Origin of the sequence: Halobacillus naozhouensis (genome assembly GCF_029714185.1) — a bacterium.
Taxonomy (GTDB): Bacteria; Bacillota; Bacilli; order Bacillales; family Halobacillaceae; genus Halobacillus_A; species Halobacillus_A naozhouensis.
Genome location: NZ_CP121671.1, coordinates 1375011 through 1400176, shown reverse-complemented (window position 1 = coordinate 1400176; position 25166 = coordinate 1375011). Strand labels below are relative to the sequence as shown.

The following is a 25166-nucleotide window of genomic DNA, read 5'->3' as shown; positions in this document are numbered from 1 at the left end:
GCATTTCATACATAATTCCCCTTTACTTCAATCGAAATTACAGGTAAATTTAATGGAGGAGCTTTCATTAAGAAAGGATGATGATGTATGACAGCTAAACGCTCCACGCGCAGACGGAAAAGGCGTCTACGCAAGAAAAGGGTGTTCGTAGCTGCATTACTCCTAATTTTTATTACATCTATAGGTTATGCAGGTTATGAATATATGATGGGAAAACAGGACTCCCTTGGAAAAGTATCCGGAGAAGATGGAGAAGTTCAACTAGAAGAAATGTCTAGTAAATATAAAGAAGCATTTAAAGGCATTGACAATCATGACGGTGTAACCAATGTCCTGCTGCTGGGTGTTGACCAGCGAGGCAGTGAAACACCTAGGTCTGATACGATTATGATTGCCCAATATGATCCTGAAAATGAGACAGCCAAACTTGTTTCGATCATGAGGGATACCTATGTTAATATTCCGGGTCATGGATATAACAAAATTAACGCCGCCTTTGCGTTTGGCGGGCCCGAACTACTTCGAAAGACGATTGTAGAGAACTTCGGGGTAAAACCTGAATATTACGCTATTATTGACTTTAACGGCTTTACACACATTGTAAATACACTAGCTCCAAATGGTGTAAAAGTTGATATTGAAAAGGATATGCACTATAACGGCGGAAAAGACACAAACATCGATCTTAAAGCAGGTACCCAGCGACTTAACGGGGACGAGCTGCTTGGATATGCCCGCTATCGAGGGGATGCCAGAGGTGACTTTGCCCGTGTTGAACGACAGCAAAAAGTTATTAAACTATTAAAAGATGAACTTCTGTCATTCAGTGGGGTATTGAAAGCACCACGTTTGATCGGTACATTGCAGCCGTATGTAGATACAAACCTGGGAACTTCTAAGATTCTATCGCTCGGAAAGGATTTTATACTAAATCCACCTAAGGATATTGAGACATTATCTATTCCAACAGATGATAATGTACGGAACCAGCGCAAGCCTTACCCGGTTGGACTGGTACTTGCACACGATGAGCAGGAAACGGCTCAAACCATACAAGAGTTCCTTGAATAAAAAAAGAACTGTACTCACACTTCATAAACGGACCAATAAGAAATCCCAATGTCATATGACATTGGGATTTCTCTTTCGTTAATCATTATATTTTTTGAAAATAAGTGATGCGTTATGACCTCCGAAACCGAGAGAGTTGCTCATAACAATATCCAGCACTTTCTCCCGAGCCTCATTCGGTACATAGTCAAGGTCACATTCAGGATCCGGTGTTTCATAATTAATGGTAGGCGGCATAATCCCTTCATTAATAGCCAACAGCGAAATAATCGATTCTACCGCTCCAGCAGCCCCCAATAAGTGTCCTGTCATCGACTTCGTTGAGGACATTGATAAATTGTAGGCATGATCTTTAAAGACAGACTTCGCTGCGATCGTTTCAAATTTATCATTAAGATCTGTTGATGTTCCGTGGGCATTTACATAATCAACGGATTCAGGGGCGATATCCGCATCATCCAGTGCCTGTTTCATAGCACGTGTTGCTCCCTCTCCTTCTGGCGCAGGAGCGGTAATGTGGTGAGCATCCCCAGTGGCACCGTAGCCTGTCAGTTCTCCGTAGATTTTTGCGCCACGTTTTTTAGCAGATTCAAGTGTTTCCAGAACTAAAATGCCTGCGCCTTCGCCCATGACGAAACCATCTCGATTCTGATCAAAAGGACGGCTGGCTGTATTCGGGTCTTCATTTAAAGAAAGCGCCCGGGCTGAAGCGAATCCAGCAAAGGACATCTTATTCATAGGGGCTTCAGTTCCGCCTGTTACCATAATATCCGCATCTCCACGTTGTATCACTTTGAAAGCATCACCGATCGAGTTAGCTCCTGAGGCACATGCTGTTACCGTACAGGAGTTAATTCCCTTGGCTCCAAGTGCAATCGAAACTTGTCCAGCAGCCATATCCGGAATCATCATCGGAATAAAGAATGGGCTGACACGACGGTACCCTTTTTTCTGAAAGGTTTCAAACTGTGATTCGTACGTGTTCATTCCGCCAATCCCTGAACCAATCCATACACCCGTTCTATCTGCATTGTCCTCATTAATTTCTAACCCGGCATCCTCAACAGCCATGTGTGAAGCGACCATTGCATATTGGACAAAAGGATCCATCCGGCGTACTTCCTTGCGATCAATGTATGACGATGGGTCGAAATCCTTTAATTCAGCCGCAACACTGACAGGGTAATCTTCTTTATTCACCTTGGTGATTTCACCAACGCCTGACTGACCGGCTTTAATATTTTTCCACATTTCTTCGACTGAGTTACCGACAGGTGTGACTGCACCCATGCCGGTAATGACGACACGACGTTTATCCATAACTATATTCCTCCTTGATTACTTACCCCACCTGAGTGCAACGGCGCCCCAAGTAAGTCCGCCACCAAATCCTACAAGTACGACAAGATCATTTTCTTTTATTTTACCTGCTTTTACTTCTTCTGACAAAGCCAGCGGAATCGAAGCTGATGATGTATTCCCATACCGCTTCACGGCTGTAGCCATTTTCTCTTCCGGAACACCAAGTCGCTGTCTGGCTGCTTCCATAATGCGAATATTAGCCTGGTGTGGAATGAGATAATCTACATCCTGTTCACTCAGACCAATTTTCTTCACGACATTTACTGAAGACTCAGGCATTTGTCTAACGGCAAATTTGAAAACTTCTCTTCCATTCATATAAAGTAAATCATCTTCTTTACCTTGATACAAATGAGGTCCTCCACTGCCTTCTGAGCCTAGTTCAAAGGAAAGAATTCCTTTGTCATCACTTACAGGGCCTACGACAGCGGCTCCGGCTGCATCACCGAAAAGAACACACGTATTTCTGTCCTCCCAGTTCGTGATTTTAGAAAGTTTTTCAACCCCGATAACAAGGACATTTTCATAAGCTCCATTTTCGATAAACTGCTTAGCTGTAATAAGACCATACATAAAGCCTGAGCATGCTGCAGCTACATCCATAGATGCTGCTTTTGTTGCTCCTAAACGATGCTGAAGCATGTTGGAGACAGACGGAAAAGGCTGATCAGGTGTAACTGTAGCCACTAAAATCATGTCCAAATCCTCAGCTTTCACATCTGCATCCTTAAGAGCATCTTCTGCGGCACGAAACGCAAGATCAGATGTGTCCATATCATCAGATGCAATTCTTCTTTCTTCTATTCCGGTACGTGTCCGAATCCATTCATCACTAGTATCCACAATTTTCTCCATGTCATGATTGGTCAGTACCTTTTCTGGCACATAATGACCCGTTCCGATGATTCCAGCATTCATATTTTCATCCCCTTAAAGGTATCTTCTAGTACTTGTTCAAATCTATACACGTTGAGAAGTGACCTCTCTGTTTAATTTCACCCACAACTGAACAAGACCTTATATCAAATATTATGACTTGGTACTAATTTTAATTCATATCTTTTTATTCTGCAAGTTATCAAAATAGGAGTATTGCTAGGCACCTCGCTTCTACAGTCCCTATGTTTTTCGCATACCGTATAAGGGGAGGTGATGAAATAATGAAGAAAGAAAACCCTTCGTCTTTTGATTCCTTCATGTGGGGCAGTAAGCATTCATCCAATGACCACTCTGAAGAGACAAAGCAACCCAGTGAATCCGTAAATAAGGAAGATCAGCAGCCAGACTGGATGTCCTTGGCCAAAGAGGTACAACAAACCTGGAAAGCCGTTTCCCCCTTAGTGCAGCCAATCGTAAAAAAATTTAAGAAATAAACACCCCTTACGATCAGATCAGAATGGACGCACCTCAGTTATCTATCCCAACAAAATAAAGCTCAGAGGCGTGTCAGCTTCTGAGCTCTATTGACCAGGAAGTCGTCCTATTTCTTTATATTTTTGAACGACCTTCTCCATCTTCTTTTGAAAGTCTTCAGGAACCATAGGGCTATAAGTTCCCATCTCAATGGTACCTTCCTGAAAGTCAAAGCTCAGGACATCCCCTGGAAGTTCTCCTTCCACATAACGGTTCATGGCAATATTATAGACGCGATCAACGCGCTGTACTGTACTAGTCAACACCGTATTCCGGGCTATAGAAGATTGGTCTGTCACATAACCAATTGCATAGTGTCCATCGTCCTGAGCTGCCTGGATCATAGGAATATTAAAGATGTCGCCGGCCGGGTAAAACACATCCGCTCCATCCTCTTCCATTTGCCTGTATAAAGCCAGCGCTTTTTCCGTGTCTTCCCAGCTATTTGTAAAAGCAATGTCTACTTTGGCGTCAGGATTTTGAAATTTAACTCCTTCATAGAACCCCTCTACCTCAGGCTGCCATTCGAATGCTGCCACTAAACCGACCTTATTCGTTTCCGTCATTTCACCGGCTATCATGCCGCCAAAAAACCCCATAGCATCTGCACTAAAGTTTAAACTGGTTACATTGTCGGCGGAAAATTGCCCATTAAAGTAAATAAAGTGTACATCGGGGTAGGCTTCATGAAGATCCCTAAAATAATTCCCATACACACTGCTATGACCAAAGATGACGGTGACACCTTTATCGACCAGTTCAGCTACAGCCTGAGCAGTCTGCGGTGCTGTTTTTACCCCTTCCTTGAAGTACACGTCGACCCCATACTCTTCCTGGATCAATTGTAAACCTTTATATCCTTGCTGCCCCCACGCTTGATCGTGAATTGTGGTCTCTACAAGCATGCCGACTTTATCTGTATGACCAGACACAAACGCATACTGACACCCTGTCAGCATCATCAGTGCCAGAATTAGAATTAGTAAACTAGAATATATCCTCAAGAGAAAGCACTCCTACTTTTCTTCATTCACCTCCTTTATCTTACATGTTTTTCGCAAGGAAAGTAAACGCAATCTTCTTATAAAGTAAAATGATCGACGGTTTGTTTATATTGCTGATACGTTTTCCAAACATTTTCCAAGTTCTGTTTATCTTTCTCTCCTGCTAAGGAACCGCGGGAAAACCGCTTCTCATTTAATTGCAGGACATCACCGTTACGAACGTAATAAAATATTTTCTGGAGATAATCCCCTACATAAACTGCTTTTGACTTTTCCATATCCTCACAAAATTCTTCATACGTATCTGCCTCGACATCCATCCATTCTCCATATAAGACAGGGAGCTCCACACACAATCGGTTCGACGTGCGCCCAGTCGGGCAAAACTCGATCATATCATTATAAATATAAAGACGCTGATCTTCATCTGATTGATGACTATGATTTTCACGATCCTCCGATGTATTAAAATGCTGAAAATTGCTGTTTCTGCCAACATTCATATACAAATGTTCTTTTAGTGCTGTATCTATTTTGTCGATCCCTACTACTTCTTTCCCCTCTTGAAGCAAGTGCTGGATGCAATGATAACCAATCCAGTGAAAGCAATTATATAAAACAGAAGCCATGTCTGTACTCCCCCTTCTCACCTAACATTTTATTCGGGAATGGCTCGCCTCATGCTTAATTAAGCGATTCCATATTTATTTTTCAGCAGGACTCTGATAAAATGATTACAGATTGTCTAAAAAATGAGGTGACTATTATGCGTTTTGTGTGGACAGTGGTTTGGGCTTTCCTATTAAGCCTGATGGCTGCATATGTCATTAGTAATATGACGCAATCAGATTTTTCTTTCCTTCAAACGGTGGTAATGACGATTGTGTTCAGTGGAACAGCTTTTGCACTAGGTGAAGGTTTAATTAAAGAAGAGGCTTAAATAGTTCGAGAAAAACGCTGCTGCTTATGTACTATTATAAGCAGCGTTTTTTTATTGTATAATGTGGGGATGAGCGGTCTCGTGCCCTTTTAAAAAGAAGATTGGCCATCCATAAGCCGCTTACCTTTTTGCTGACTAAGGAGGATACATAAATGGAAGAATTTTTGCTTATAGTGAAGTATTTATTTCTCGGGTTATTCCAGGGGATTACAGAACCGATCCCGATTTCATCGAGTGGTCACCTCGTCATTGTCCAACATTTGATGAACTTGAAAATTGAGGGATTAGACTTTTTAGTACTCGTGAACTTCGGGTCACTCATCGCCGTCTTTATGATCTACTGGGACGATATTGTCCGCTTATTTAAAAATGGAATTGGTTATTTGATTACCAAGGATTCTCGGCAAAAAGATGACTTTGACTTTGTTCTCTATTTATTCATCGGGACTGTGCCAGCAGGCGTCCTGGGAGTGCTATTCAAAGATGTGTTTGATCAATTAAAGACAGTTGAAGTTGTAGCGATAGCTCTGATCATCACCGGGTTTGCACTTTGGATCATTCGCAATATTCGAGGTGTCAAAAGTGACGGGATGTTGACGTGGAAGGACGCACTGATCGTAGGGTTAGCTCAGGCAGTTGCCTTAACTCCCGGCATCAGCCGTTCAGGGGCAACGATCGTAGCAGCCATGCTGCTTGGCATGAAACAGCAGACGGCTCTGCGATTCTCGTTCCTATTATATATTCCGGTTAGTTTAGGAACGATGCTTTTATCAATTGGCGATTTAATGGGAAGCGACCTATCAACCCTTTGGCTGCCTTACCTGTTAGCTTTTATCGCTTCGATTTTTGCTTCTTACATTTCATTGAAATGGTTCATGAACATTATGGAGCACGGAAACTTAAAATACTTCGCGATCTATTGTTTTATCGTTGGAGGGCTAGTATTGATATTTCTATAAAATGAAAAGGAGAAAGCGGGCTGCCTTACACCTGCTTTCTCCTTATTTAGGATATAGCTCGCCATGTCTAACGAGGATGCATCAATTTGGTTTTACCCTCCGCTTACCGGAGGAATAAAGGCAATCACATCTCCATCAGCAATTTTATAATCATGGGCTGCATATTCTTCATTGACTGCCGTCATGGCTTCATGAAGACGATCAAGTTGATACTGCTGGCCAATCTTCTTTTTAATCTCTTCGACTGTTTTCCCTACAGCATCCAGTTCAATACTTTCCTGCCCCGCCTTCTCTTGTAATCCGGCGAATAATAGTATTCGATTCACTTCAAATCCTCCTTTTGCGGTGCGCCCTCAGGGTATGGGTTCGTTTCTGTTTGATCCCCGATCCATGCATCCCCATCTTCCCAATGTTCCTTTTTCCAGATCGGAACCATCTCTTTAATCCGCTCAATGGCATAGCGGCTTGCTTCATAAGAATCCGCCCGATGCGGGGTCGAGACAGCAATAACAACAGCAACATCTTCTATGTCTAAGCGGCCAACTCGGTGGACAATCGCCGTCTTCGCCTCAGGCCAGCGCTCTTCAATTTCCACACCTAATTGCTCAAGTTTCTTTTCAGCCATGGAACGATACGTTTGATATTCTAGATGAAGCGTTCGCTTTCCGTATGTAAATTCTCGTACTGTCCCAATAAACGTATTGATTGCTCCCGCCTCACGCCTTGAGACAAGCTGGACAACCTCCTCTACTGAGATAGGGTCGTCTGTTATGCAGAATAGCTTACTCATTCTCTGCCCTCCCTCTTTATCATCTCATAAATAGATCTAATTGATTGTTTCCATTGCTCCATCGTAAATACCGGAATGTCGAGATGGCTCGTCCACTCTTTATTCCAAGTCAGAACGAACTGCACCCCATCCAATTGCAGAAGAGCAAGATCTGCTTCGTCTTTTATAATCACGGCTTTTCGATAGCTTTCTTGTTTGTATCCTTCCACTATAATTAAATCCGGGTCAAAGGTTTGATACAAGTCGATGAGCCGCTGGAGTGGGAACGATTGGTTATGATTGAATTCTAATTGGAACGTACCTGAGCTATCTATCCCTGTTAAAAATGAACCAGCTTTTTGTAATTGATAACTATCTGTATGCTCGTGCATCGGTTCAAGCGGCTGATGATGGCCGTGCCGCTTAATAGAAGCTACTTGCTCTCCCATAGAAGACCCGTATTCAATGAGTTCGCATAAAACCGTTGTCTTCCCACTATTTTTATAGCCAACGATTTGAAAAACAGGCGCTTGTGACATGGGCATTCATCCTTTTTTGCCCCGCAGGTGCGGGGTAGTTCAGCGTTGGCATATGCTTTTTTTACGAAAAAACCCCTGCCTTAAAAGGGCAGGGGCATTCCTTCTGGATCAATCCGGAATACCGAGAGCTATTTTAGCATAACGACTCATACGGTCCTTCGTCCAAGGCGGATTCCAAACAATATTCACGGTTATTTCGTTTACTTCCGGAAGATCAGCAAGGACTCGCTTTACATCTTGTTCGATATGACCCGCTAATGGGCAGCCCATTGCTGTTAATGTCATTGTTACTGTTGTATTTCCATTATCATCCATGTCGGCACCATATACGAGGCCGAGATTTACGATATCAATCCCAAGTTCAGGGTCAATCACATTCTCAAGGGCACCCATGATATTTTCTTCAAGTGCTGTATCCACAAATACTTCCCCCTTCACATAAATAAAATTCATACCTTATTATAAACATATTTTCACAAAGATTAAACCACTAAACCTTGCTAGAGAACAATTTCAATCCAGTTCACCATTTCTTTAATGGCAAAACGGCTTACCTTATGGTCACGACCCGCTTCGCGGAGAAACTGAATATCTTCAGGGTTTTTATAATATTCAATTGCATGATTATAGAAATCATACGAATGCTCAAACGGTACAACTGGATCAGCATCACCATGCCAGAAAAACAATGGCCGGCCTCGCAGTTTGTCCATCTGTGTAGATAAATCAATGGTTTGCAGCGACTGATAAAGCTCATCCAATTCATCTTCACCAATCGGCAGCTCAATCCCTGTCTTTTCAACATCCTGGATTAACTTTTTAGCGAAGTCGACAAGTTTGGGTGACCCCATCATTACAGCAGCCGACTGAATCCAAGGATAAAGTGTTAAGGCCGCGCTTGTCGTAACACCGCCCATAGATGTTCCGCCCACGCCAAAGCGATGGTCTTTCACTAGATTTCGGCGGTCAAGCTCCTCTTTTATAGCTTGTAAATCCTGCAAATTTTGATTCACAATATCCCAAAATTTAAAATTTAATGTGTGTTTGGAAATTCCGTTTTCCCTTTCTCCATGGTAGAGGCTATCCGGCAAGATTACACGATATCCTTTCTCAGCCAGCAAATAAGCTTGCGGAAGGTTATGCTCTTTGGCTGATGTAAAACCGTGGAAATATGTAAACACAGGCAACGCTTCGTCTTTTTTCATACCGTCTACAATTACCAGCACAGGGATTTGTTTATAACGCTCTCTATAGATGCCAATCATTTTTCTCGAGTCCTTTCTTGTTGATTCTTTACCTTCTGTTAAGATTAAGCTAATAATTATGGTATACACTATAGATAATCGTAACACTGCATATGTTTGCTTGGAAAGTATTAGGTTTTCGTGATAGTATTTGTTTACATATATCCATTATACTCGCTAGAATTGACGATACATAAATGAGGTGAAGAAAATGACGGAACAGCACTTAATTGCTCTTGATTTAGATGGAACGTTATTAACAGATGAAAAAACGATCAGTCCAGAGACGAAAACGATGGTTCTTACTGCGATCGAACAAGGACATATCGTATGCATCGCAACAGGACGCCCGCATCGTGCTAGTATTGATTTTTATCACGAATTAGGGTTAAACACTCCAATGGTTAACTTTAACGGTGCCTTAATCCACCACCCGAAGGATAAGCGCTGGGATGCCTTGCACTCCCCATTATCTGTTCGCACTGCTCATAAGATTATTCATACTTGTCACGAACTTGGTGTAAAAAACATTCTTGCCGAAGTAAAAGATGAGGTGTACTTAGATCAGCACGACGAAGAAATCATGGAAATTTTCCATACAACCGATGATAACCCGATCACGATCGGCCGTTTACAAGCCAATCTGACGGAAGACCCGACCTCCCTGCTTATCCACCCGGAAGAAGATAAAATCCAAGCCTTACGTGACGAACTGGATGTACATGCCTCTATTATTGAACATAGAAAATGGGGAGCACCATGGCATGTCATTGAAATTGTCCGTGCCGGTATGAACAAAGCCGTTGGTTTAGAAAAAATTTCTCATTATTATCATATTCCCAAGGAGCGCATTATCGCGTTTGGAGATGAAGATAATGACTTTGAAATGATTGATTATGCTGGTGTTGGCGTGGCGATGGGAAATGCGATTGATGAGCTGAAAAACAGAGCCAATCACGTTGCGGGTACGAATGAAAACAATGGCATTGCAGAGTTTCTAAGTAATTACTTACAACTGCAATCGAAAGCAATGTAAGTTAATTTTTACCTCGAGTAGTTATGGAGCATCAAGCCATACTAAGCTTGGACGCGAAAGAAAGCGTTCAGGCTTTTTTTAGTGACAGGAGGGACTTGTCATGGATGAGAAAAAGCAAAAGGAAGACAAACGCTGGGTGGAAGTTAAACCATTTGAAGAGAGTCAAATGGAGCCCAAGAGGCTGACTGATGCTAAGCGTAAGGAAATCGAAGCTGACCAGCACACGGTAGGAGGCTTTTAAAAATGGAAAATTCCTTATTTGAGAATGCCAAACAAGCTGTTAGCCGTTTCACACAAAACAGACGCCAGAATGGTGGTCATACTGCGAATGCACAAGATATGCAAGCAGCCAAGCAAGCGATTCAATCTGCATATAGCCAATGTTCTCAAGAAGAGAAACAACAGCTACAGCAGTTAGAACAGAAGCTTGACAGCGATCACCAGAACATGCGCTGACGATTCAAATAGGACCAGACCCTTTTACCGGGTCTGGTCCTTTTTTCAAATTCAGTTAATTAGTAGGCCTCCTGCTTCCGTAATTCACGGAGCAGATTCTCTACGACATGGCGCAGCTGACTGTAATCCCCTTCAAGAACTCTGAAGTAGAGAGCACGTAATAAATGTTTACAGTTATTAATAATAATATCTTCATTTGGGTTATCCCAGCTCTCGCGAATATAGAGCAGCGTTTCAACCCATTCCAGACGTTCCTGACGTTCGATTTTTTTAAACATCGTTAAAATCGCCGTAACCATACGTTCCTCTTCATCAAATAAATAAGGCTGATCAATTAAAAATTGTGTTCGAATGATCGGAAGCATCTGTTTAACTTCCTCCGATGTAATTTCATCACAGGCAGCCACACTCTCAAGGGCATCAGCAGCGTGAGCCATCGCGTGGGCCCAACCTTTACCAGGAACATATCCTCTATGGTCCGATTCCTGCTGCATATATTTTTTTAAGTTATCCCATACCCTGTGTATCTCTTCTTCCTTTAGAAAGGGCTGTTCACGGTGCCTTTTCATTATCGGCGGAATGAGCAAAACGGAGAAACTTCTCTTAAAGACAGCGTCCTCTTCCTTCTTTGAGGTTCCTATTCGATAAAATAAATAATTTTTATTTAAAACGGATTGTAGAATGTTCTTTACCTGTTCATTGTTATAATGGCCACGTTCAATGAAGGCCGTAATAATCTGGTGTATCAAATCATCACGGAGAACAGGATGAACAACGCCAATCCTTTGAAGCATCAGAGTTGTAAGTTCTTGCAGGCTCTTCCCCTCAGGCAATATAAAATCATTATCCTTGATGGGTTGAAGCACATCTATCAATTTATTCTCCATTTAACCCCTCCCTTAAAGTGATATCATTGTACCATAAAGGACAATAATTAATGCAAACGTTATGCTGTCAGTTTTGTGCAGGAGCTTTTTCTGCTAAAATAGGTGAGACAAGTAGTAGAGGAGGGACTTTTTTATGGCTATCAAAGTTGAAGAAACACCGAACCCGAACGCACGCAAATTCACAACTGATTCTCTTATTTTCAAAGGAGACGGCAGTGTATCTGTAATGCCTGGACAAACCAGCGATCATGATGTAATGAATGAATTAATGGCACTTGAGGGTGTCGATAATGTATTTGGCTTTCAGAACTTCATTACGGTAAATAAATTACCTGATGCAGACTGGGAAGCTCTGACACCTAAAGTAGAAGGACTGCTTACAGAAAAAGGTTATTAATGACAAAAGGCTGAAACGTTGGATTCCACATCCGACATCTCAGCCTTTTTCTTTACCTTTCTAACCGAAATTTTCTAAAGGAACATAATTCAGGTTAACAGGCTGGCCATTTTCGTCCAATTGATAAATCGTCATCACGAGAGCACCTTGTTCAGGAAGCTTATCTTTAGGAATGTCCAATTGGATCGTAAACTCAGCCCATTCAGGAGCTGCCTTTTCTACTTTAACGGCCTTGCTGTCAATTAGCACATTATGCCCGTCATCTACACTATAATAAAACTTCCCTTTACGAACACTGGCTTCTCCAGTTACTTCATACTGACCATTTTCACCCGTTAACGTAAAGTTACGAAAAACCTCACCGACCACATCAAGACTTACTCCAGCATCGGCTGAATTATCATCCGCTGCTTTCTTACCCGATCCAGTGTCAGGATTTGATTCAACCTCTTCACCTATCGCAAAAGGTTTTGTAATTTGAAAGGGACGGGATTCAAGAGGCTGATCATTAATCGTGGCCACTAAAAATGTCATCCTCGCTTCATATTGGCCGTCAGGCAATTCCTTCTTCACAAGCTCCTCAGCCTTAAGCTTATCACCAGGCTGCAGCTCCTTCGTCGTCAGGCTTTGAGCAAACATTTGACCCTCAGAATATTTATAGACCTTTTCCCCTGCCTCGTTTACTATGGTGATTTCGTACAGTTGGCTGGATTTAAACCCGAGAATCACTGCTTCTTCCGCTCCATTCGTTAATGAGAATTGGACATTAACTTGATTCTCATCCGCTTTTACGCTGGCATCAAACGCAAGTTGTTCAATGAAAGGCATCACATTGTACTGAGGAGCCTCATTTCCAACGGGTTGATCCTTCTTGTTCACTTCCTCATCCCCACCTGAAGTTGAATCCGAATTTGATTCTGAACATGCCACTAATAATATGATCATAAGTCCTATCATGATAGGCGACAGCTTCTTCAGCATCATCACATCCTTTTGGTAATTCCCCTGCAGTTATTTGTCATCTCTTCTGAAAAAGCCAAATATGCCGGTCGTCTGCACAATATTAGTAAAGGCCTGAGGATCTTCCTCTGTAATAATGTGCTGCAAATCATACAACTCATACCTTGTAATAACCATTACAAGCATATTCTTGTCCTGCTGGGTAAATGCCCCTTTTGCAGGTAGTGTCGTGATCCCTCTTACCATTTTAGCATGAATAGCTCTTTCTAAATCTGCTGCTTTGCTCGTAATAATCATTGCTGTCAGCTTCTCGTGACGAGTATGGACCGCATCAATGACTCGTGTTGTGACATAGAGTGTCAGAAGAGTATATAAAGCATTTTCCGGTAAGTACAAAATACCGGCTACCGCAATAATCACACTGTTAATGATCAGGAAGTAAATTCCGATTGGGCGGTCTTTCATACGCGATAAAATCATCGCAATAATATCGAGGCCGCCAGTAGAAGCACCCCATTTCAGAGTGATCCCAACACCAACACCACCGATTACACCGCCAAATACAGCATTCAGGATGATATCTTCTGACAGCTGCATCACTGGGATAAGTTCAAGAAAAAGAGTTGTAAAGGCTACAGAGATGACACTGTAGACCGTAAACCCTTTCCCAACCTTAAACCAGCCTAGAATCGCAACAGGTATGTTAAGAATAAATAAAATAAGACCAGTACTGGCAACCGATACATTAAAAAAGTCTTGCAGTATACTCGTCATTAACTGGGCTACCCCAGTAAACCCACTTGCATACACATTTGCTTCTATTAGAAAGAAGTTCAATGAAATCGCATTAAGTACTGCCCCAAAAATAACAATTATGATTCGTCTAAATTCAAATGAAAACATAGCAACCTCCTTGCCATTCATATAACACTATTCTTTTTTACCACCGGGATGAGCTAAAATCAAGCCTTTATTTATGGATTCCCATAAAAGAACGACAATAATCCCATCTTTTCGAATATGCTTTGACTAACCAGTCTCTTCACTCTAAACTTAACGTAACAAATTTAAAAGAATGCAGGTGATAACCATGAGTATTCAAATCCTATGTGACTCAGCCAGTGACCTATCACAAGAAACGCTACATAAATATAATCTGGATCGAGTTCCGCTTGGAGTAACCATTGGTGACCAGGAATATCAGGACGGACAAACGATCACCCCTAAAGAGGTTTATAAACTTATGAAGGAGGGGGAAGCACCGAAGACTTCACAAGTTTCGCCAAAACTATTTCGGGACACCTTCCTCAACTATGTTGAGAACCGTCAGCCTTTTATTTATTACGCCCTCTCTTCAGAACTTTCAGGCACCTACCAAACGGCTAAGATGATTGAACAGGAAATTAAAGAAGAGTATCCCGATTCCCAGTTTGAAGTCATCGATACAAAAGCTGCCTCTTTAGGCTACGGTCTCATTGCCATCAGAGCCGCTGAATTAGCTGAGAATGGCGGATCTTTCAATGAAGTTATGGAACTCAGCCGTTACTATATCGAACATATGGAACATATTTTCACAGTCGATGACCTCGAATACTTATACCGTGGAGGCCGCGTGAGCAAAACAGCCGCCTTTGTCGGCAGTCTATTAAAAATTAAACCTCTCCTGCACGTGGAGGACGGGAAACTCGTTCCCTTAGAAAGGATCCGCGGCTCCAAAAAAGTATTGAAACGAATGGTTGAAGTCATGCAGGAGAGAGGCCAGCATTTGGAGCAGCAGCGGATTGCCATCAGTCACGGTGACGACCTTGAAACCGCTGAAAAACTAGCTGACTTAATCAAATCTGAATGCGGGGCCAGTCATGTGGAAATTGATATGATCGGTGCCGTGATTGGTGCCCATGCCGGTCCGGGAACAATTGCCTTGTTCTTCCTAAACGCCCCACCTAAATAGGAACAAAAAGAAGCATCGGCCAACATGTGTTAGCCAATGCTTCTTTTTCTCATCCAGATCGGTTTGATTGTGTTCCAGTAATTTTTTGCAAAATCTGTACGCTTACGATTTATCGCTCTGCCTGTTCTTCACACTAACGACAATGACCCCGGCAACAAACAGCAGGAAAATTCCTCCCGCAAAACTTATAAATGCCCAATTCAGTCCCTGGTCTGGTTCAATCACAAAGATATCTGCCGTTTCACGATCCATACCAAGCTTGTAGACTCCTTGATCAGATGGGCGGACAAGGCCATCGAGCATTAGTCCCCGCATTTGCATATCCCCAGGAAGATTGGTCAGATTGGCGACTCTTGTTTTTGTCGAGTTGTTAATTGCAATCACCATCGTTTGATCCTCATATGTTCGCTTGAATACAGCTAATCCATCCTTATTGTAGAGCTCAACAAAGTCCCCTTTGGTGATCGCTGGAAATTCTTTTCGAATCGAATTCAACTTTTCAAGATAACGGTTAAGCTCCTCATTCTGCACTTTAAAATTCATCATACCTAAATTAGCTGGCGGTTCTCCGCCATCAAGAGGAATTTCTGAACCATACAACACGGAAGGAATTCCCGGAGAGGTAAACAGATAGGTTAACCCCAACTTCCAGCGTGTGATTGGATTATGACCAGCTTCAACGGCCATCCTAGTAAACCGTTCACTACTAGCATGATCAAGGACGTTCACCATCAGTTTTGGAGCGTTTTCCTGCTGTTTGCTTTGCTCCCAAACGGAGTACAATTCATTCAATGGCTGTCCCGCCTGTTTGAAGGTTTCGGATGCTGATTGGGAGAATGGAACACTCATAAAAGCATCGAGCCCTGTGGATTGATTACTAGCGATCGTTTGAATGTCACCACTTTGAACTTCTCCTAGTAAGAAGAAATCCTCGTCAACCGTCTTCACATGTTGAGAAAAATCCGACCAAAATTCTTTAGAAACCTCTCCCGCACTGTCTAACCAAAATCCATCTACTCCTGTCTCTGTAATCCAAAATTCAGCAGCCTCAAATAAATATTGTTTAACTTCCGGGTTCGCTGTGTTCAAATCAGGCAGCCCTGACTTCCAGCCTTCCCCCTCCTGTTCCTGTGGTGATTCATCTTGAAACCAGTCTGCCTTTTGCTGCTCATTCAGCCACGGGTGCTGCTGACCTGTGTAATTGACAATGAACTCAAACAGAATCTTCATGTCACGCTTATGTACTTCTTCTACCAGCCGCTTGGCATCCGCTAATGTACCGAAATGCTCCTCAACCGAGGTAAAATCTTCTACCCAGTGGCCATGAAAACCACCTGGCTGATTCGCCATAATCGGGGAGAGGGAAATTGTCGTAAAGCCCATTTTTTTAATATAATCAAGCTTCTCTATAATCCCTTGCAAATCCCCGCCATGATAGGCTTTCGGGTCTTTTGGATCAACGTTGTGGTCATTGCTGTTACTACCGTTCATAAATCGATCTACCATAATATGATAGACGCTTTCCCCCTGCCATGTTCGCTCTTCTTTTTCAACGGCCTCTGTCGTAAGCGCGCCCAAAAGAAGAAACGGGATGATTATGAGAATCGTTGTTAGTTTTCTCATCGCCGTTCCCCCATCTTTTTAATAAAATAATATCCGCCTCTAAGCGTATCCTTTTGCCTCTCCCCCGTCAAATTTCTCCATAGTAAAATCCGCACGCATTTGTGCGGATTTTACTATGGAGAAATTTCATATTTTAAGCCCCTTGTCCCCAAGGGATTCAACCCGAAAAAAAGGAAGTACCTCCTAAAAGTCCAGTCAAGTAGGAAATTTGAAATCACTTTTATTAGGTTAAGGAGCAGTTTGCGGAAGACTCGATTTCGAGATGTTTGAGTGGAGAAGGGGAAGTGGGGCCCTCTCCCCTTGCCATATGTTTTTTCGAAATCATCTCAAAATGACCCTTCCATTTGGACAATTATTCAAATGACTATCGCAAAGACACCGCCTCCGATTTTTTTATATAATGAATACCTGATTAGGAGTAGAACAGGACTACATAGGGGATCCGTTGAAGCACCTATTCTCTAGACTTATATAACTCCTATTTTCATTAAGATGGTTCCGTTAATTTCATTATCGAAATGGGGGGTGGGAGGCCGAGAAGGCTTGCCGTCTTCCCCGTGGAAAGCGAGTGGTTCCCCCACCCCCATTCTCCTATTAAAAACGACGGAACATAACTCAAATTCAATAAACGGGAGCGATTGTGGAGCAACACTGCTAGAAAATGATCAAACTTCTTTAAAAACCGAAACTAAAATATGCTGGATAAGAATTCATTTTGAACCTTTTCGGAAAAGAACCTTATATTGTACCATTTCTAGGCGGTTTAAAAAGAGCGATTATGAAATGGATTCTATTTTATACTAATCTGATAGGTTTTCAGCCAATGGTTAATCTGACATAAATAAGCGATCAATTGCGGTCCCGCCATCAGCTGGCCGAACCACGGCGTATTGAGCGACGTTCCCCCTGAATCATTCAGCTGCATGATTTCATTGCGGTCGAAGAGATCAAACAGCGGAGATTGGGTGTCAGCAATAATCTCCTTCATCCACTTCTTCACACCGGCAGTATATTGAGGATGGAACGTTTTTGGATAAGGATTTTTCTTTCTAAACAATACTTTATCTGGCAAAATTCCTCGCAAGGCCTCTCGCAGCAGTCCTTTTTCCAAATCACCATGATGTTTCATCTTCCACGGAATATTGTAGGCGTATTCCACAAGCCGATGATCACTAAATGGAACACGAACCTCAAGGCTTGCCCCCATACTCATGCGGTCCTTCCGCTCCAGTAATGTTTGCATAAACCAGTTCATATTTAAATAAAATAACTGCCTTTGTTTCGCATCGATCGCACTTTCTCCCTCAAGCAGCGGGGCTTCATCAACCGTTTCTTGGTAACGTCTCATCATGTACTGTTCTAGCTGAATGTCCTGTTTTAAATCATGACGAACGAGCTGGTTTCGCTCATCTAGGGAACGAATCCACGGGAACCCTTTCCGATCGCGGTCCTCTTTCCGATAGAACCACGGATAACCGCCGAAAATTTCATCTGCACACTCCCCCGAGAGAGCTACAGTAACCTGATTTTTAGTTTCCTCGCAAAACCAAAGCAACGAAGAATCTACATCAGCCATACCAGGCAGATCTCGAAGTTCCACAGCCTTTGAAAGCTTTGTAATGAGGTCTTCCACACTTGCCTCCATCGTCATATGATGAGTTTTGTTTTGATCACTAATCAGTTTAATATATTCACTATCCTGGTCTGGCTGAAAGGCATTTTTTTCGAAAAACTTCTCCTGCTCCTCATAATCAATCGAATACGTCTGCAATGGCCCCTTGTTATTTTTTTGATAATGATCCGCAGCAATAGCCGTAATGGCACTTGAATCCACACCACCAGACAGAAACGTCCCAAGTTTCACATCACTGACAAGCTGTCGTTCTACCGAATCGGTGAACAACTCCCGAACACGCTCAACTGTCTCCTGCCATGAATCAGTATGCTCTTCACTTTTTACATCCCAGTAGCGATTGATTGTCAATTGGCCCTGTTCGAAAATCGCACGATGGCCCGGGCGCAGTTCATGAATATGGTCAAAAATGCCATGGCCCGGCGTGCGAGACGGACCTAAAGCCAGAATTTCATGTATCCCTTCTGCTGAAATACTGGTTTCTATCGAAGGGTGAGCCAAAATGGCTTTTATTTCTGAACCAAACAGGAGTCCGCCCTGGTGCTCACTAAAGAACAGCGGTTTTACTCCAAGACGGTCTCTGGCTATAAACAGCCTCGACTTCTTCGACTCCCATATGCTAAACGCAAAGATTCCATTTAGTTGCTCCACACACTGACTGCCCCACTCCATATAGCTTACGAGTACAACCTCAGTGTCTGAGTGTGATTGGAACCCCCAGCCTTTAGCCTTTAACCTGTCTCTTACTTCATCTGTATTATACAATTCACCGTTATAAATCAACACATATTCTTCATCATTCGCTTTACGAACCATGGGTTGTGTTCCTCCGGCGGGATCGACTACAACGAGGCGCCTGTGCCCAAACGCAGCCGGACCTTTCACCCAGTTTTGATGCTCATCCGGACCGCGGTGAGCAAGGGTTTCCGCCATCTTATTAATCGTTTCTCTTTTGTACCCTTCTTTTGAGTGAAAATCAATCCACCCTACAATTCCACACATCCAACCACCATCCTTTCCACAAAAAAAGCACCATATAGCAATATATGATGAAGTGGAAAGTTGTGACGAAAAATGCTTGACTAATTTGTTGAGAATGATTATCATTGTTAGCAAGAATAATAATTACCCGTCCCCCCAAATAACGGGTAGTTGTTGCTTTTCCTATTAAAAACCCCTTTTTCCATAAAAAATTCCTGCACGCAAATAGCATGCAGGAATTTTTTAGTCGAACTCCCTCTTTCGTGTCTACCAGAGCGATCGGGTTAGTATCTTAGGCAGGCAGAAGTCCTAATTCTAAGAAACCGAAACCGAGGATCAGAGCGATGACACCAGCAATCAGGAGCTGTGTCCACCATCCTCCTGCCGGCTTTTTCTTCTTATACTTTATACAAACCATTTCCATCGCTGTGATCACCCAAAGCCCTACTAACAGCTTGATAATAACTAGCGCGTTGTAGTTGGCATAGGCTGCAAAAAGTGAACCACCTGAATAAAGAACCAATAAATAGTCCAGTCGCAAAATCATATGTGAGATTTTCGCTGCTTTTTCATTTCCACTTCTCGTAAATGTCGTTACAAGTCCTACTAGAACAAAGGCAATTACCCATGAGGTAATATGTAAATGTGCCATTTGTGTTCCCTCCTTTTTACATCATTCTCAAAATCATCATACCATTTTATAAGTTGCTTTTCCTAATACAAAACATTTCAAACACTTTTCCATAAGTGAGAAAATTTCAATTAAACCTGTTATAATGAGTTTTGATGCTTAATTGAAATGGAGGGATACGATGACTGTATCTAGTCAACAAATCATCGACCAAACGCAAGAATACGGAGCTAAAAACTATCATCCCCTGCCGATCGTAGTCGCGAAAGCAGAAGGAGTTTGGGCAGAAGATCCTGAAGGAAATCGTTTTATGGATATGCTGAGCGCTTATTCCGCAGTGAATCAGGGCCACCGCCATCCAAAAATTATCCAGGCGCTTCATGACCAGGCAAGCCGTGTCACCCTGACTTCACGCGCCTTCCATAATGATCAGCTTGGACCATGGTATGAAAAAATCTGTAAATTGACCAATAAAGAAATGGCCCTGCCCATGAACACAGGTGCAGAAGCTGTAGAAACAGCTATTAAAGCTACACGTCGTTGGGCTTATGATGTCAAAGGCGTTGCCGAAGACAAGGCTGAAATTATTGCCTGTACAGGAAACTTTCATGGCCGTACAATGACAGCGGTTTCTTTATCATCAGAAGAAGAATACAAACGCGGATTCGGACCGATGCTGCCTGGAATAAAAGTTATTCCATACGGTGACATTGAAGCACTGAAAGAAGCCATTAACGAAAATACAGCTGGATTCCTCTTCGAACCAATCCAAGGAGAAGCAGGAATTGTCATGCCTCCTGAGGGCTTTCTGAAAGAAGCATACGACGTATGTCAGAAAGAAAACGTGCTTTACATTGCCGATGAAATTCAGGCTGGTTTAGGACGAAGCGGCAAAATGTTCGCCTGTGACTGGGAAGATGTAACACCAGACATGATGATTCTCGGAAAAGCACTAGGCGGAGGAGTCTTCCCGATTTCCTGTATAGTCGCGAACAAGGATGTACTCGGCGTCTTTAACCCTGGGTCGCACGGATCGACATTCGGAGGAAACCCGCTCGCTTGTGCCGTTTCAGTCGCCTCACTTGATGTGATTGAAGAAGAGAATTTAGTAGATCGTTCTCTTGAACTCGGGCAATACATGATGGACGAGCTTAGGAAAATCGATAACCCTGTCATTAAAGAAGTGCGCGGGAAAGGATTGTTTATCGGAGTCGAATTAACTGAACCGGCACGTGCTTATTGTGAAAAATTAAAAGAAAAAGGGTTGCTTTGTAAGGAAACACACGAAAATGTGATTCGCTTTGCCCCGCCGCTTGTAATTGAGAAAGACGATTTACAGTGGGCGATCGATCAGATAAAAGAGGTTCTCCACTAAAACATATAAGCTACAACAGTCCCAAAGGCGTCAGGAAAATCCTGATGCCTTTTTTTGTTCCACTTCTTACTTAATACTTTTGTAAAGAATTGAACCCCTCCCCAATGCTTTGCCATAAAAATCTTCTCCTTCCTATTTCGTTGACAAATACACTTTAACGTTATATGGTTATATACATAACTATATAACCATATAACACATCAAAAATAAGGCTGTGATCAACCTTGAATTCATCATTCGATGAGAACAAACCGATATTCCTGCAAGTTAAGGAACGAATTGAAGACCAAATAGTCAACGATCAGCTCAATGAACATGACCAGATTCCATCCACCACCCAGCTCGTAAACTTTTATAAGATTAACCATTTAACTATTGCAAAGGGGATCAATATCCTCGTGGACACCGGGATTATTTATAAGAAAAGGGGTGTGGGAATGTTCGTTGCTGAAGGGGCTAAGGATAGGCTGCTTGAACAGCGGAAAGAGGCCTTTGTTGATAAGTTTATCTGGCCAATGCTGCAAGAAGCCAGAAAATTAGGGATATCAGAAGATGAAACGATAAAGCTTGTGAAACAACAAAAAGGACGTGAAAAGCGATGAAGTTTGATATAGAAATGAATCAAGTCACGATGAAGTACGGGGATGTCGAAGCATTGAAGAATATCAATGTACACCTGCAGCCTGGGAAAATTTACGGCTTAATTGGCAGAAATGGTGCAGGAAAATCTACTCTACTCTCTTTATTGGCTTCCTTTGCCGAACCCAGTCAAGGCGACCTTACAATTGGTGGAGAGAATGCTTTTGAGAACGCTGCTATCATGTCACAGGTCACCCTAGTCTATGAAACGGATTATAGTGAAGAAACTGAAAAAGTTAAAGGCATGTTAGAAGCAGCAGAGCGTTATCGTCCAAACTTTGACAGGGAATACGCTGATGAGCTTGTGAAACTTTTTAATCTTCCTTTAGATAGACAAGTGAAGAAATTGTCCAGTGGGATGCAGTCTGCACTTAACGTAACAATTGGGCTGGCAAACAGATCTTCCATCACCATATTCGATGAAGCCTATCTTGGCATGGATGCACCTACACGGGAAATATTTTATAAAGAGGTGCTCGAGGATCATACGAAGCATCCGCGTACGATTATTCTGTCTACCCACCTCGTTTCAGAGATGGATTATTTGTTTGAAGAAGTCGTCATTCTGAACCAGGGAGAAGTCCTCATCCATGAACCGATTGACGAGCTGATGGAGCGCGGGGCCTCTGTTACAGGCGCTGCTCAGCAGGTAAATACCTTTGCGCGTGATATGGACGTATTAAGTACCCAGCAATTAGGCGGAACGAAGTCTGTGATGGTGTACGGGGAACTTACAGATGAGAAACGAAAGGAAGCAGAAAGAATCGGGGTTGAGGTCGGCCCTGTTTCGTTACAGGATTTATTTATACATTTGACGAGTGAGGAGAATCAGAATGAAATCACGAAATAACATTGGAAAGATAGCCACAGATATGTCCGCCATTCAATTATCTTGGAGCGCCATTTTTCTTCTCATAGCTTTCCTTATAAGTATTGTTGCAAGAACAGTATTTGCTGCACCCGACGTAACTCAGGAAAGCTTTTTCACGTTTGTCTATCAGCCCTCCAAAATATTCATGCTCGTGATCGGGATTATCTCTGTCTCCGGATTTCTTACTTTTTATGTAAAACAAGGGATAACGAGAAGGGATTATTTCTTTGGAGCAGCGATAGCCGCATTTATTGTTGCACTCCTTCTCAACACAATGGCTGGTGTTACCGGTGCCGTTGAACAATTCTTTTTTCCTTCACTGGAAACCAGCTCGTTCTTAGGACCTGAAGCTTCCTGGTTGATCATGATCATTGTCTACAGTTTGAATATCTTGGTTTATTATATCGCGGGTTGGCTAATTGGATCCGGGTTTTACCGTTTTGAAGGCGGTGGTGTGTTTTATATCATCTTAGCGGTTGCTTTGGTATCCATCTCTGATATTCTTTGGGAATTTGATCTTAAGAATCCGTTGAAGATCTTTCTCGACTTTAACTACCACTGGGAGTTCCCATTAACTGTATCCTTTCTAGGCACTTTCTTTTTAATTGGGATTACATTATGGATCATTCAGGCAACAACCAGAAGAATTACGATTAAGATGAAATAACAGAGGACCTGGTGAGAGATCACCAGGTCCTGTTTCTATTTTTGCTACATCAGTCATCAGTGGTCAAGTGAATCAATTCCAGTGATTTTCTTTTGCCCCCACGGAGCTACAACAATTTCTACCTCCTGGTTCCCTCCTGCCCGCTCAATCTGTCTTCCTGTATTCTCTTCAACATAATATCGGTTTAAGCCGATACTCACGTTATAAAAGTTGAGGCGTTCGTTATGCCACTGATGCTGTGCTTTAATGATGACCTGATCATTTGACGCCGCAAGCGAATGGGACGATGCTTTGGTCAGTTCATAAATTCCTGTTTCATTTGGACTCAACAGTAAATGTACGACTTCTCGTCGTTCTGGAGGTTCGCCCACCCACTTTTCCTCGGGGATTTCTTCTACTTCATAGCTTAGCGTGACATAGTCCCCGTAGAAGGGATCTCTGGGATCGACAGGCGCTGTTTTCAAGCGTATCGTTTCGCCATACATATCCATCGCATAGTAAGAGAATGCCATTCCCGCAAGAAAAAGAACTTGTAAGGCTACAATCATATAAAAGTAAACCCGCTTCATGACACCACCCTCTCCTTCCCGATGGCTCGCCGCTTACGTTCTAAGAAGTAGCTTAATAGAAACAAGAGCACACCCCCGATAAAGAAAAATAACGAACGATCCATAAAGTCCCAGGCTAGTTGGAAATAAGCCACAAACGTCGTGAAGAGAAAGGCAAAGGTCCCTTTATTTACCCATTCTGATCGTTCCCTCTTATATCCGGCCAACAGCCAGCCAAGTGAATAGATAAATAGAATACATAGAGAAAGAAAACCTCCGGCCCCTATTCTGAAAACAGGGATAAACAAGACAAGGTCAATCCAGTAAAATTTCGTAGACTCGAGAGCAGACTGGAGCACCGCATAGACAAAGAACACGGTCCAAATCAAGAAGAAAATCTCTGAATACTCGACTTGTTCACTTTCCTGGCCTAACAAGAATACTTGAAATACATTCAAGATAAAAATCGCCCAGACAGCGAGGCCGCCAAACGACTTTAAATGTGACTGGCCACGCACGAGATGACTGACTATATACAAAGCGAAAAAGAGCAAGATCAGCCAGTAATAGGAGAATTGCAAAGAGAAAATCAGAATAAGACACTGAATCACATAGCTTGCCGCAAATAGCAGACTGCTTACCGGATCCTGTCGTTTATAAACAAACCATCCTAATCCAATTAGAAACAAACCGCCCATGCCAAAGTGATAATCCTGATATACAATTCCGCTGTACACCTGCCCGACCGTCATGATCACGAGCGTGGCTATGAAAAAGCTTTGTTCAGAAAATATGAGAAACACGAGGAAAGCTGCAGCAGACCAGATGAAAAAAGGAATGGCACTAAAAGAATGATAGTGATACATTTGTCCGATTAAAAACAGACCTGCGCCGAACACGAGAATTCCGAGCAGCAGCAAACTGCGTCCCATCGGTTTAGAGTAAGTTCGATAAATCACCTCGCCACCGATAGAAAAGAGCAGTAAAAACCCGATAATAATTGATAGTTTCCCCATGTCCGGGATGGCCGACCAGTTTGACGCAATAAACGTAAGAAATCCGAGGCCGATGAAAATCGCTGCAAACGTAAACAACAATGGATGCTGTGCTGAAGAATTACGGTTCAGAATTTGTTCTCTTTGCTGTTCTGTTATAATACCGTCATGCACCCAATGCTTTGACTCTTTCTCTAACTGGACCCGTCTCATTG

The 25166-nt window shown here is 42.6% G+C and carries 30 protein-coding genes; 13 read left to right on the top strand and 17 right to left on the bottom strand.

Annotated features, from left to right (window positions below; genetic code table 11):
• Positions 1 to 87: 87 nt before the first annotated feature.
• Positions 88 to 1071, top strand: coding sequence for an LCP family protein (locus P9989_RS07300; protein WP_283078116.1), 984 nt, complete (start codon positions 88 to 90; stop codon positions 1069 to 1071).
• Positions 1072 to 1149: 78 nt separating this feature from the next.
• Here the strand turns inward: P9989_RS07300 and fabF are convergent, their stop codons facing one another.
• Both fabF and P9989_RS07290 read right to left on the bottom strand, forming a co-directional pair.
• Entirely contained in the window at positions 1150 to 2391 is a 1242-nt protein-coding gene (gene fabF, locus P9989_RS07295; RefSeq protein ID WP_283078115.1) for a beta-ketoacyl-ACP synthase II, read from the bottom strand.
• An 18-nt stretch (positions 2392 to 2409) separates the two neighbouring features.
• Positions 2410 to 3351, bottom strand: a complete 942-nt coding sequence (locus P9989_RS07290) for a beta-ketoacyl-ACP synthase III (RefSeq protein WP_283078114.1) — start codon at positions 3349 to 3351, stop codon at positions 2410 to 2412.
• A 242-nt stretch (positions 3352 to 3593) separates the two neighbouring features.
• On the opposite strand from P9989_RS07290, the gene P9989_RS07285 reads away from it, so the two are divergent.
• Complete coding sequence (locus P9989_RS07285; protein ID WP_283078113.1) at positions 3594 to 3806, top strand: hypothetical protein; 213 nt, start codon at positions 3594 to 3596, stop codon at positions 3804 to 3806.
• Between the two features lie 87 nt (positions 3807 to 3893).
• Here the strand turns inward: P9989_RS07285 and P9989_RS07280 are convergent, their stop codons facing one another.
• Positions 3894 to 4850, bottom strand: coding sequence for a BMP family ABC transporter substrate-binding protein (locus P9989_RS07280; RefSeq protein WP_283078112.1), 957 nt, complete (start codon positions 4848 to 4850; stop codon positions 3894 to 3896).
• Positions 4851 to 4927: 77 nt separating this feature from the next.
• Positions 4928 to 5479, bottom strand: a complete 552-nt coding sequence (locus tag P9989_RS07275; protein WP_283078111.1) for a hypothetical protein — start codon at positions 5477 to 5479, stop codon at positions 4928 to 4930.
• A gap of 137 nt (positions 5480 to 5616) precedes the next feature.
• On the opposite strand from P9989_RS07275, the gene P9989_RS07270 reads away from it, so the two are divergent.
• Positions 5617 to 5790 carry a YjzD family protein gene (locus P9989_RS07270; RefSeq protein ID WP_283078110.1) on the top strand — a complete coding sequence of 58 codons (174 nt, stop codon included), beginning with the start codon at positions 5617 to 5619 and terminating at the stop codon, positions 5788 to 5790.
• A 152-nt stretch (positions 5791 to 5942) separates the two neighbouring features.
• Entirely contained in the window at positions 5943 to 6749 is an 807-nt protein-coding gene (locus P9989_RS07265) for an undecaprenyl-diphosphate phosphatase (RefSeq protein WP_283078109.1), read from the top strand.
• 92 nt (positions 6750 to 6841) lie between these two features.
• Here the strand turns inward: P9989_RS07265 and moaD are convergent, their stop codons facing one another.
• From moaD to P9989_RS07240, 5 genes are all read right to left on the bottom strand, one after another.
• A complete protein-coding gene (gene moaD, locus P9989_RS07260) occupies positions 6842 to 7075 on the bottom strand; it encodes a molybdopterin converting factor subunit 1 (protein ID WP_283078108.1) in 234 nt (77 codons plus the stop codon).
• Positions 7072 to 7539 (bottom strand): molybdenum cofactor biosynthesis protein MoaE, encoded by a 468-nt coding sequence (locus tag P9989_RS07255; RefSeq protein WP_283078107.1) that lies wholly within the window; start codon positions 7537 to 7539, stop codon positions 7072 to 7074. The genes moaD and P9989_RS07255 overlap by 4 nt, the downstream gene beginning before the upstream one ends.
• The gene (gene mobB / locus P9989_RS07250) at positions 7536 to 8057 is read right to left on the bottom strand and encodes a molybdopterin-guanine dinucleotide biosynthesis protein B (RefSeq protein ID WP_283078106.1); all 522 of its coding nucleotides are present in this window, start codon (positions 8055 to 8057) and stop codon (positions 7536 to 7538) included. The genes P9989_RS07255 and mobB overlap by 4 nt, the downstream gene beginning before the upstream one ends.
• A gap of 108 nt (positions 8058 to 8165) precedes the next feature.
• Complete coding sequence (locus tag P9989_RS07245) at positions 8166 to 8477, bottom strand: metal-sulfur cluster assembly factor (protein ID WP_079529396.1); 312 nt, start codon at positions 8475 to 8477, stop codon at positions 8166 to 8168.
• A gap of 80 nt (positions 8478 to 8557) precedes the next feature.
• Positions 8558 to 9322, bottom strand: a complete 765-nt coding sequence (locus P9989_RS07240; RefSeq protein WP_283078105.1) for an alpha/beta fold hydrolase — start codon at positions 9320 to 9322, stop codon at positions 8558 to 8560.
• A gap of 190 nt (positions 9323 to 9512) precedes the next feature.
• On the opposite strand from P9989_RS07240, the gene P9989_RS07235 reads away from it, so the two are divergent.
• From P9989_RS07235 to P9989_RS07225, 3 genes are all read left to right on the top strand, one after another.
• A complete protein-coding gene (locus P9989_RS07235; RefSeq protein WP_283078104.1) occupies positions 9513 to 10337 on the top strand; it encodes a Cof-type HAD-IIB family hydrolase in 825 nt (274 codons plus the stop codon).
• Positions 10338 to 10437: 100 nt separating this feature from the next.
• Complete coding sequence (locus P9989_RS07230) at positions 10438 to 10578, top strand: hypothetical protein (protein WP_283078103.1); 141 nt, start codon at positions 10438 to 10440, stop codon at positions 10576 to 10578.
• 2 nt (positions 10579 to 10580) lie between these two features.
• Complete coding sequence (locus P9989_RS07225) at positions 10581 to 10793, top strand: DUF3813 domain-containing protein (RefSeq protein ID WP_283078102.1); 213 nt, start codon at positions 10581 to 10583, stop codon at positions 10791 to 10793.
• A gap of 59 nt (positions 10794 to 10852) precedes the next feature.
• On the opposite strand, the gene P9989_RS07220 is transcribed toward P9989_RS07225, so the two are convergent.
• Positions 10853 to 11680, bottom strand: a complete 828-nt coding sequence (locus tag P9989_RS07220; protein ID WP_283078101.1) for a DUF2785 domain-containing protein — start codon at positions 11678 to 11680, stop codon at positions 10853 to 10855.
• A 133-nt stretch (positions 11681 to 11813) separates the two neighbouring features.
• On the opposite strand from P9989_RS07220, the gene P9989_RS07215 reads away from it, so the two are divergent.
• Positions 11814 to 12077, top strand: coding sequence for a NifU N-terminal domain-containing protein (locus P9989_RS07215; RefSeq protein ID WP_283078100.1), 264 nt, complete (start codon positions 11814 to 11816; stop codon positions 12075 to 12077).
• 60 nt (positions 12078 to 12137) lie between these two features.
• Here the strand turns inward: P9989_RS07215 and P9989_RS07210 are convergent, their stop codons facing one another.
• Complete coding sequence (locus tag P9989_RS07210) at positions 12138 to 13022, bottom strand: BsuPI-related putative proteinase inhibitor (protein ID WP_283078099.1); 885 nt, start codon at positions 13020 to 13022, stop codon at positions 12138 to 12140.
• A 66-nt stretch (positions 13023 to 13088) separates the two neighbouring features.
• Positions 13089 to 13940 (bottom strand): YitT family protein, encoded by an 852-nt coding sequence (locus P9989_RS07205; protein WP_283078098.1) that lies wholly within the window; start codon positions 13938 to 13940, stop codon positions 13089 to 13091.
• Positions 13941 to 14127: 187 nt separating this feature from the next.
• Here P9989_RS07205 and P9989_RS07200 point away from each other — a divergent pair, with 187 nt between their 5' ends.
• Positions 14128 to 14988, top strand: coding sequence for a DegV family protein (locus P9989_RS07200; protein WP_283078097.1), 861 nt, complete (start codon positions 14128 to 14130; stop codon positions 14986 to 14988).
• 102 nt (positions 14989 to 15090) lie between these two features.
• On the opposite strand, the gene P9989_RS07195 is transcribed toward P9989_RS07200, so the two are convergent.
• The 3 genes from P9989_RS07195 to P9989_RS07185 all read right to left on the bottom strand — a co-directional run bounded on the left by P9989_RS07195 (position 15091) and on the right by P9989_RS07185 (position 19877).
• Positions 15091 to 16611 carry an alpha-amylase family glycosyl hydrolase gene (locus P9989_RS07195; RefSeq protein ID WP_283078096.1) on the bottom strand — a complete coding sequence of 507 codons (1521 nt, stop codon included), beginning with the start codon at positions 16609 to 16611 and terminating at the stop codon, positions 15091 to 15093.
• 790 nt (positions 16612 to 17401) lie between these two features.
• Positions 17402 to 19246: an asparagine synthase (glutamine-hydrolyzing) gene (asnB, locus tag P9989_RS07190; protein ID WP_283078095.1), complete on the bottom strand. Its 1845-nt coding sequence runs from the start codon at positions 19244 to 19246 to the stop codon at positions 17402 to 17404.
• Positions 19247 to 19517: 271 nt separating this feature from the next.
• Entirely contained in the window at positions 19518 to 19877 is a 360-nt protein-coding gene (locus P9989_RS07185; protein WP_283078094.1) for a YisL family protein, read from the bottom strand.
• Positions 19878 to 20037: 160 nt separating this feature from the next.
• On the opposite strand from P9989_RS07185, the gene P9989_RS07180 reads away from it, so the two are divergent.
• The 4 genes from P9989_RS07180 to P9989_RS07165 all read left to right on the top strand — a co-directional run bounded on the left by P9989_RS07180 (position 20038) and on the right by P9989_RS07165 (position 23408).
• Entirely contained in the window at positions 20038 to 21231 is a 1194-nt protein-coding gene (locus P9989_RS07180; protein ID WP_283078093.1) for an ornithine--oxo-acid transaminase, read from the top strand.
• A gap of 224 nt (positions 21232 to 21455) precedes the next feature.
• Positions 21456 to 21833 carry a GntR family transcriptional regulator gene (locus P9989_RS07175; RefSeq protein ID WP_283078092.1) on the top strand — a complete coding sequence of 126 codons (378 nt, stop codon included), beginning with the start codon at positions 21456 to 21458 and terminating at the stop codon, positions 21831 to 21833.
• On the top strand, positions 21830 to 22720 hold the full coding sequence (locus tag P9989_RS07170) for an ATP-binding cassette domain-containing protein (protein ID WP_283078091.1): 891 nt from the start codon (positions 21830 to 21832) through the stop codon (positions 22718 to 22720). Before P9989_RS07175 ends, P9989_RS07170 begins: the two co-directional genes overlap by 4 nt.
• On the top strand, positions 22704 to 23408 hold the full coding sequence (locus P9989_RS07165; protein WP_283078090.1) for a hypothetical protein: 705 nt from the start codon (positions 22704 to 22706) through the stop codon (positions 23406 to 23408). Before P9989_RS07170 ends, P9989_RS07165 begins: the two co-directional genes overlap by 17 nt.
• 56 nt (positions 23409 to 23464) lie before the next feature.
• On the opposite strand, the gene P9989_RS07160 is transcribed toward P9989_RS07165, so the two are convergent.
• Both P9989_RS07160 and P9989_RS07155 read right to left on the bottom strand, forming a co-directional pair.
• Positions 23465 to 23977: a GDYXXLXY domain-containing protein gene (locus tag P9989_RS07160; RefSeq protein ID WP_283078089.1), complete on the bottom strand. Its 513-nt coding sequence runs from the start codon at positions 23975 to 23977 to the stop codon at positions 23465 to 23467.
• Positions 23974 to 25164: a DUF2157 domain-containing protein gene (locus P9989_RS07155; protein ID WP_283078088.1), complete on the bottom strand. Its 1191-nt coding sequence runs from the start codon at positions 25162 to 25164 to the stop codon at positions 23974 to 23976. The genes P9989_RS07160 and P9989_RS07155 overlap by 4 nt, the downstream gene beginning before the upstream one ends.
• Positions 25165 to 25166 lie beyond the last annotated feature (2 nt).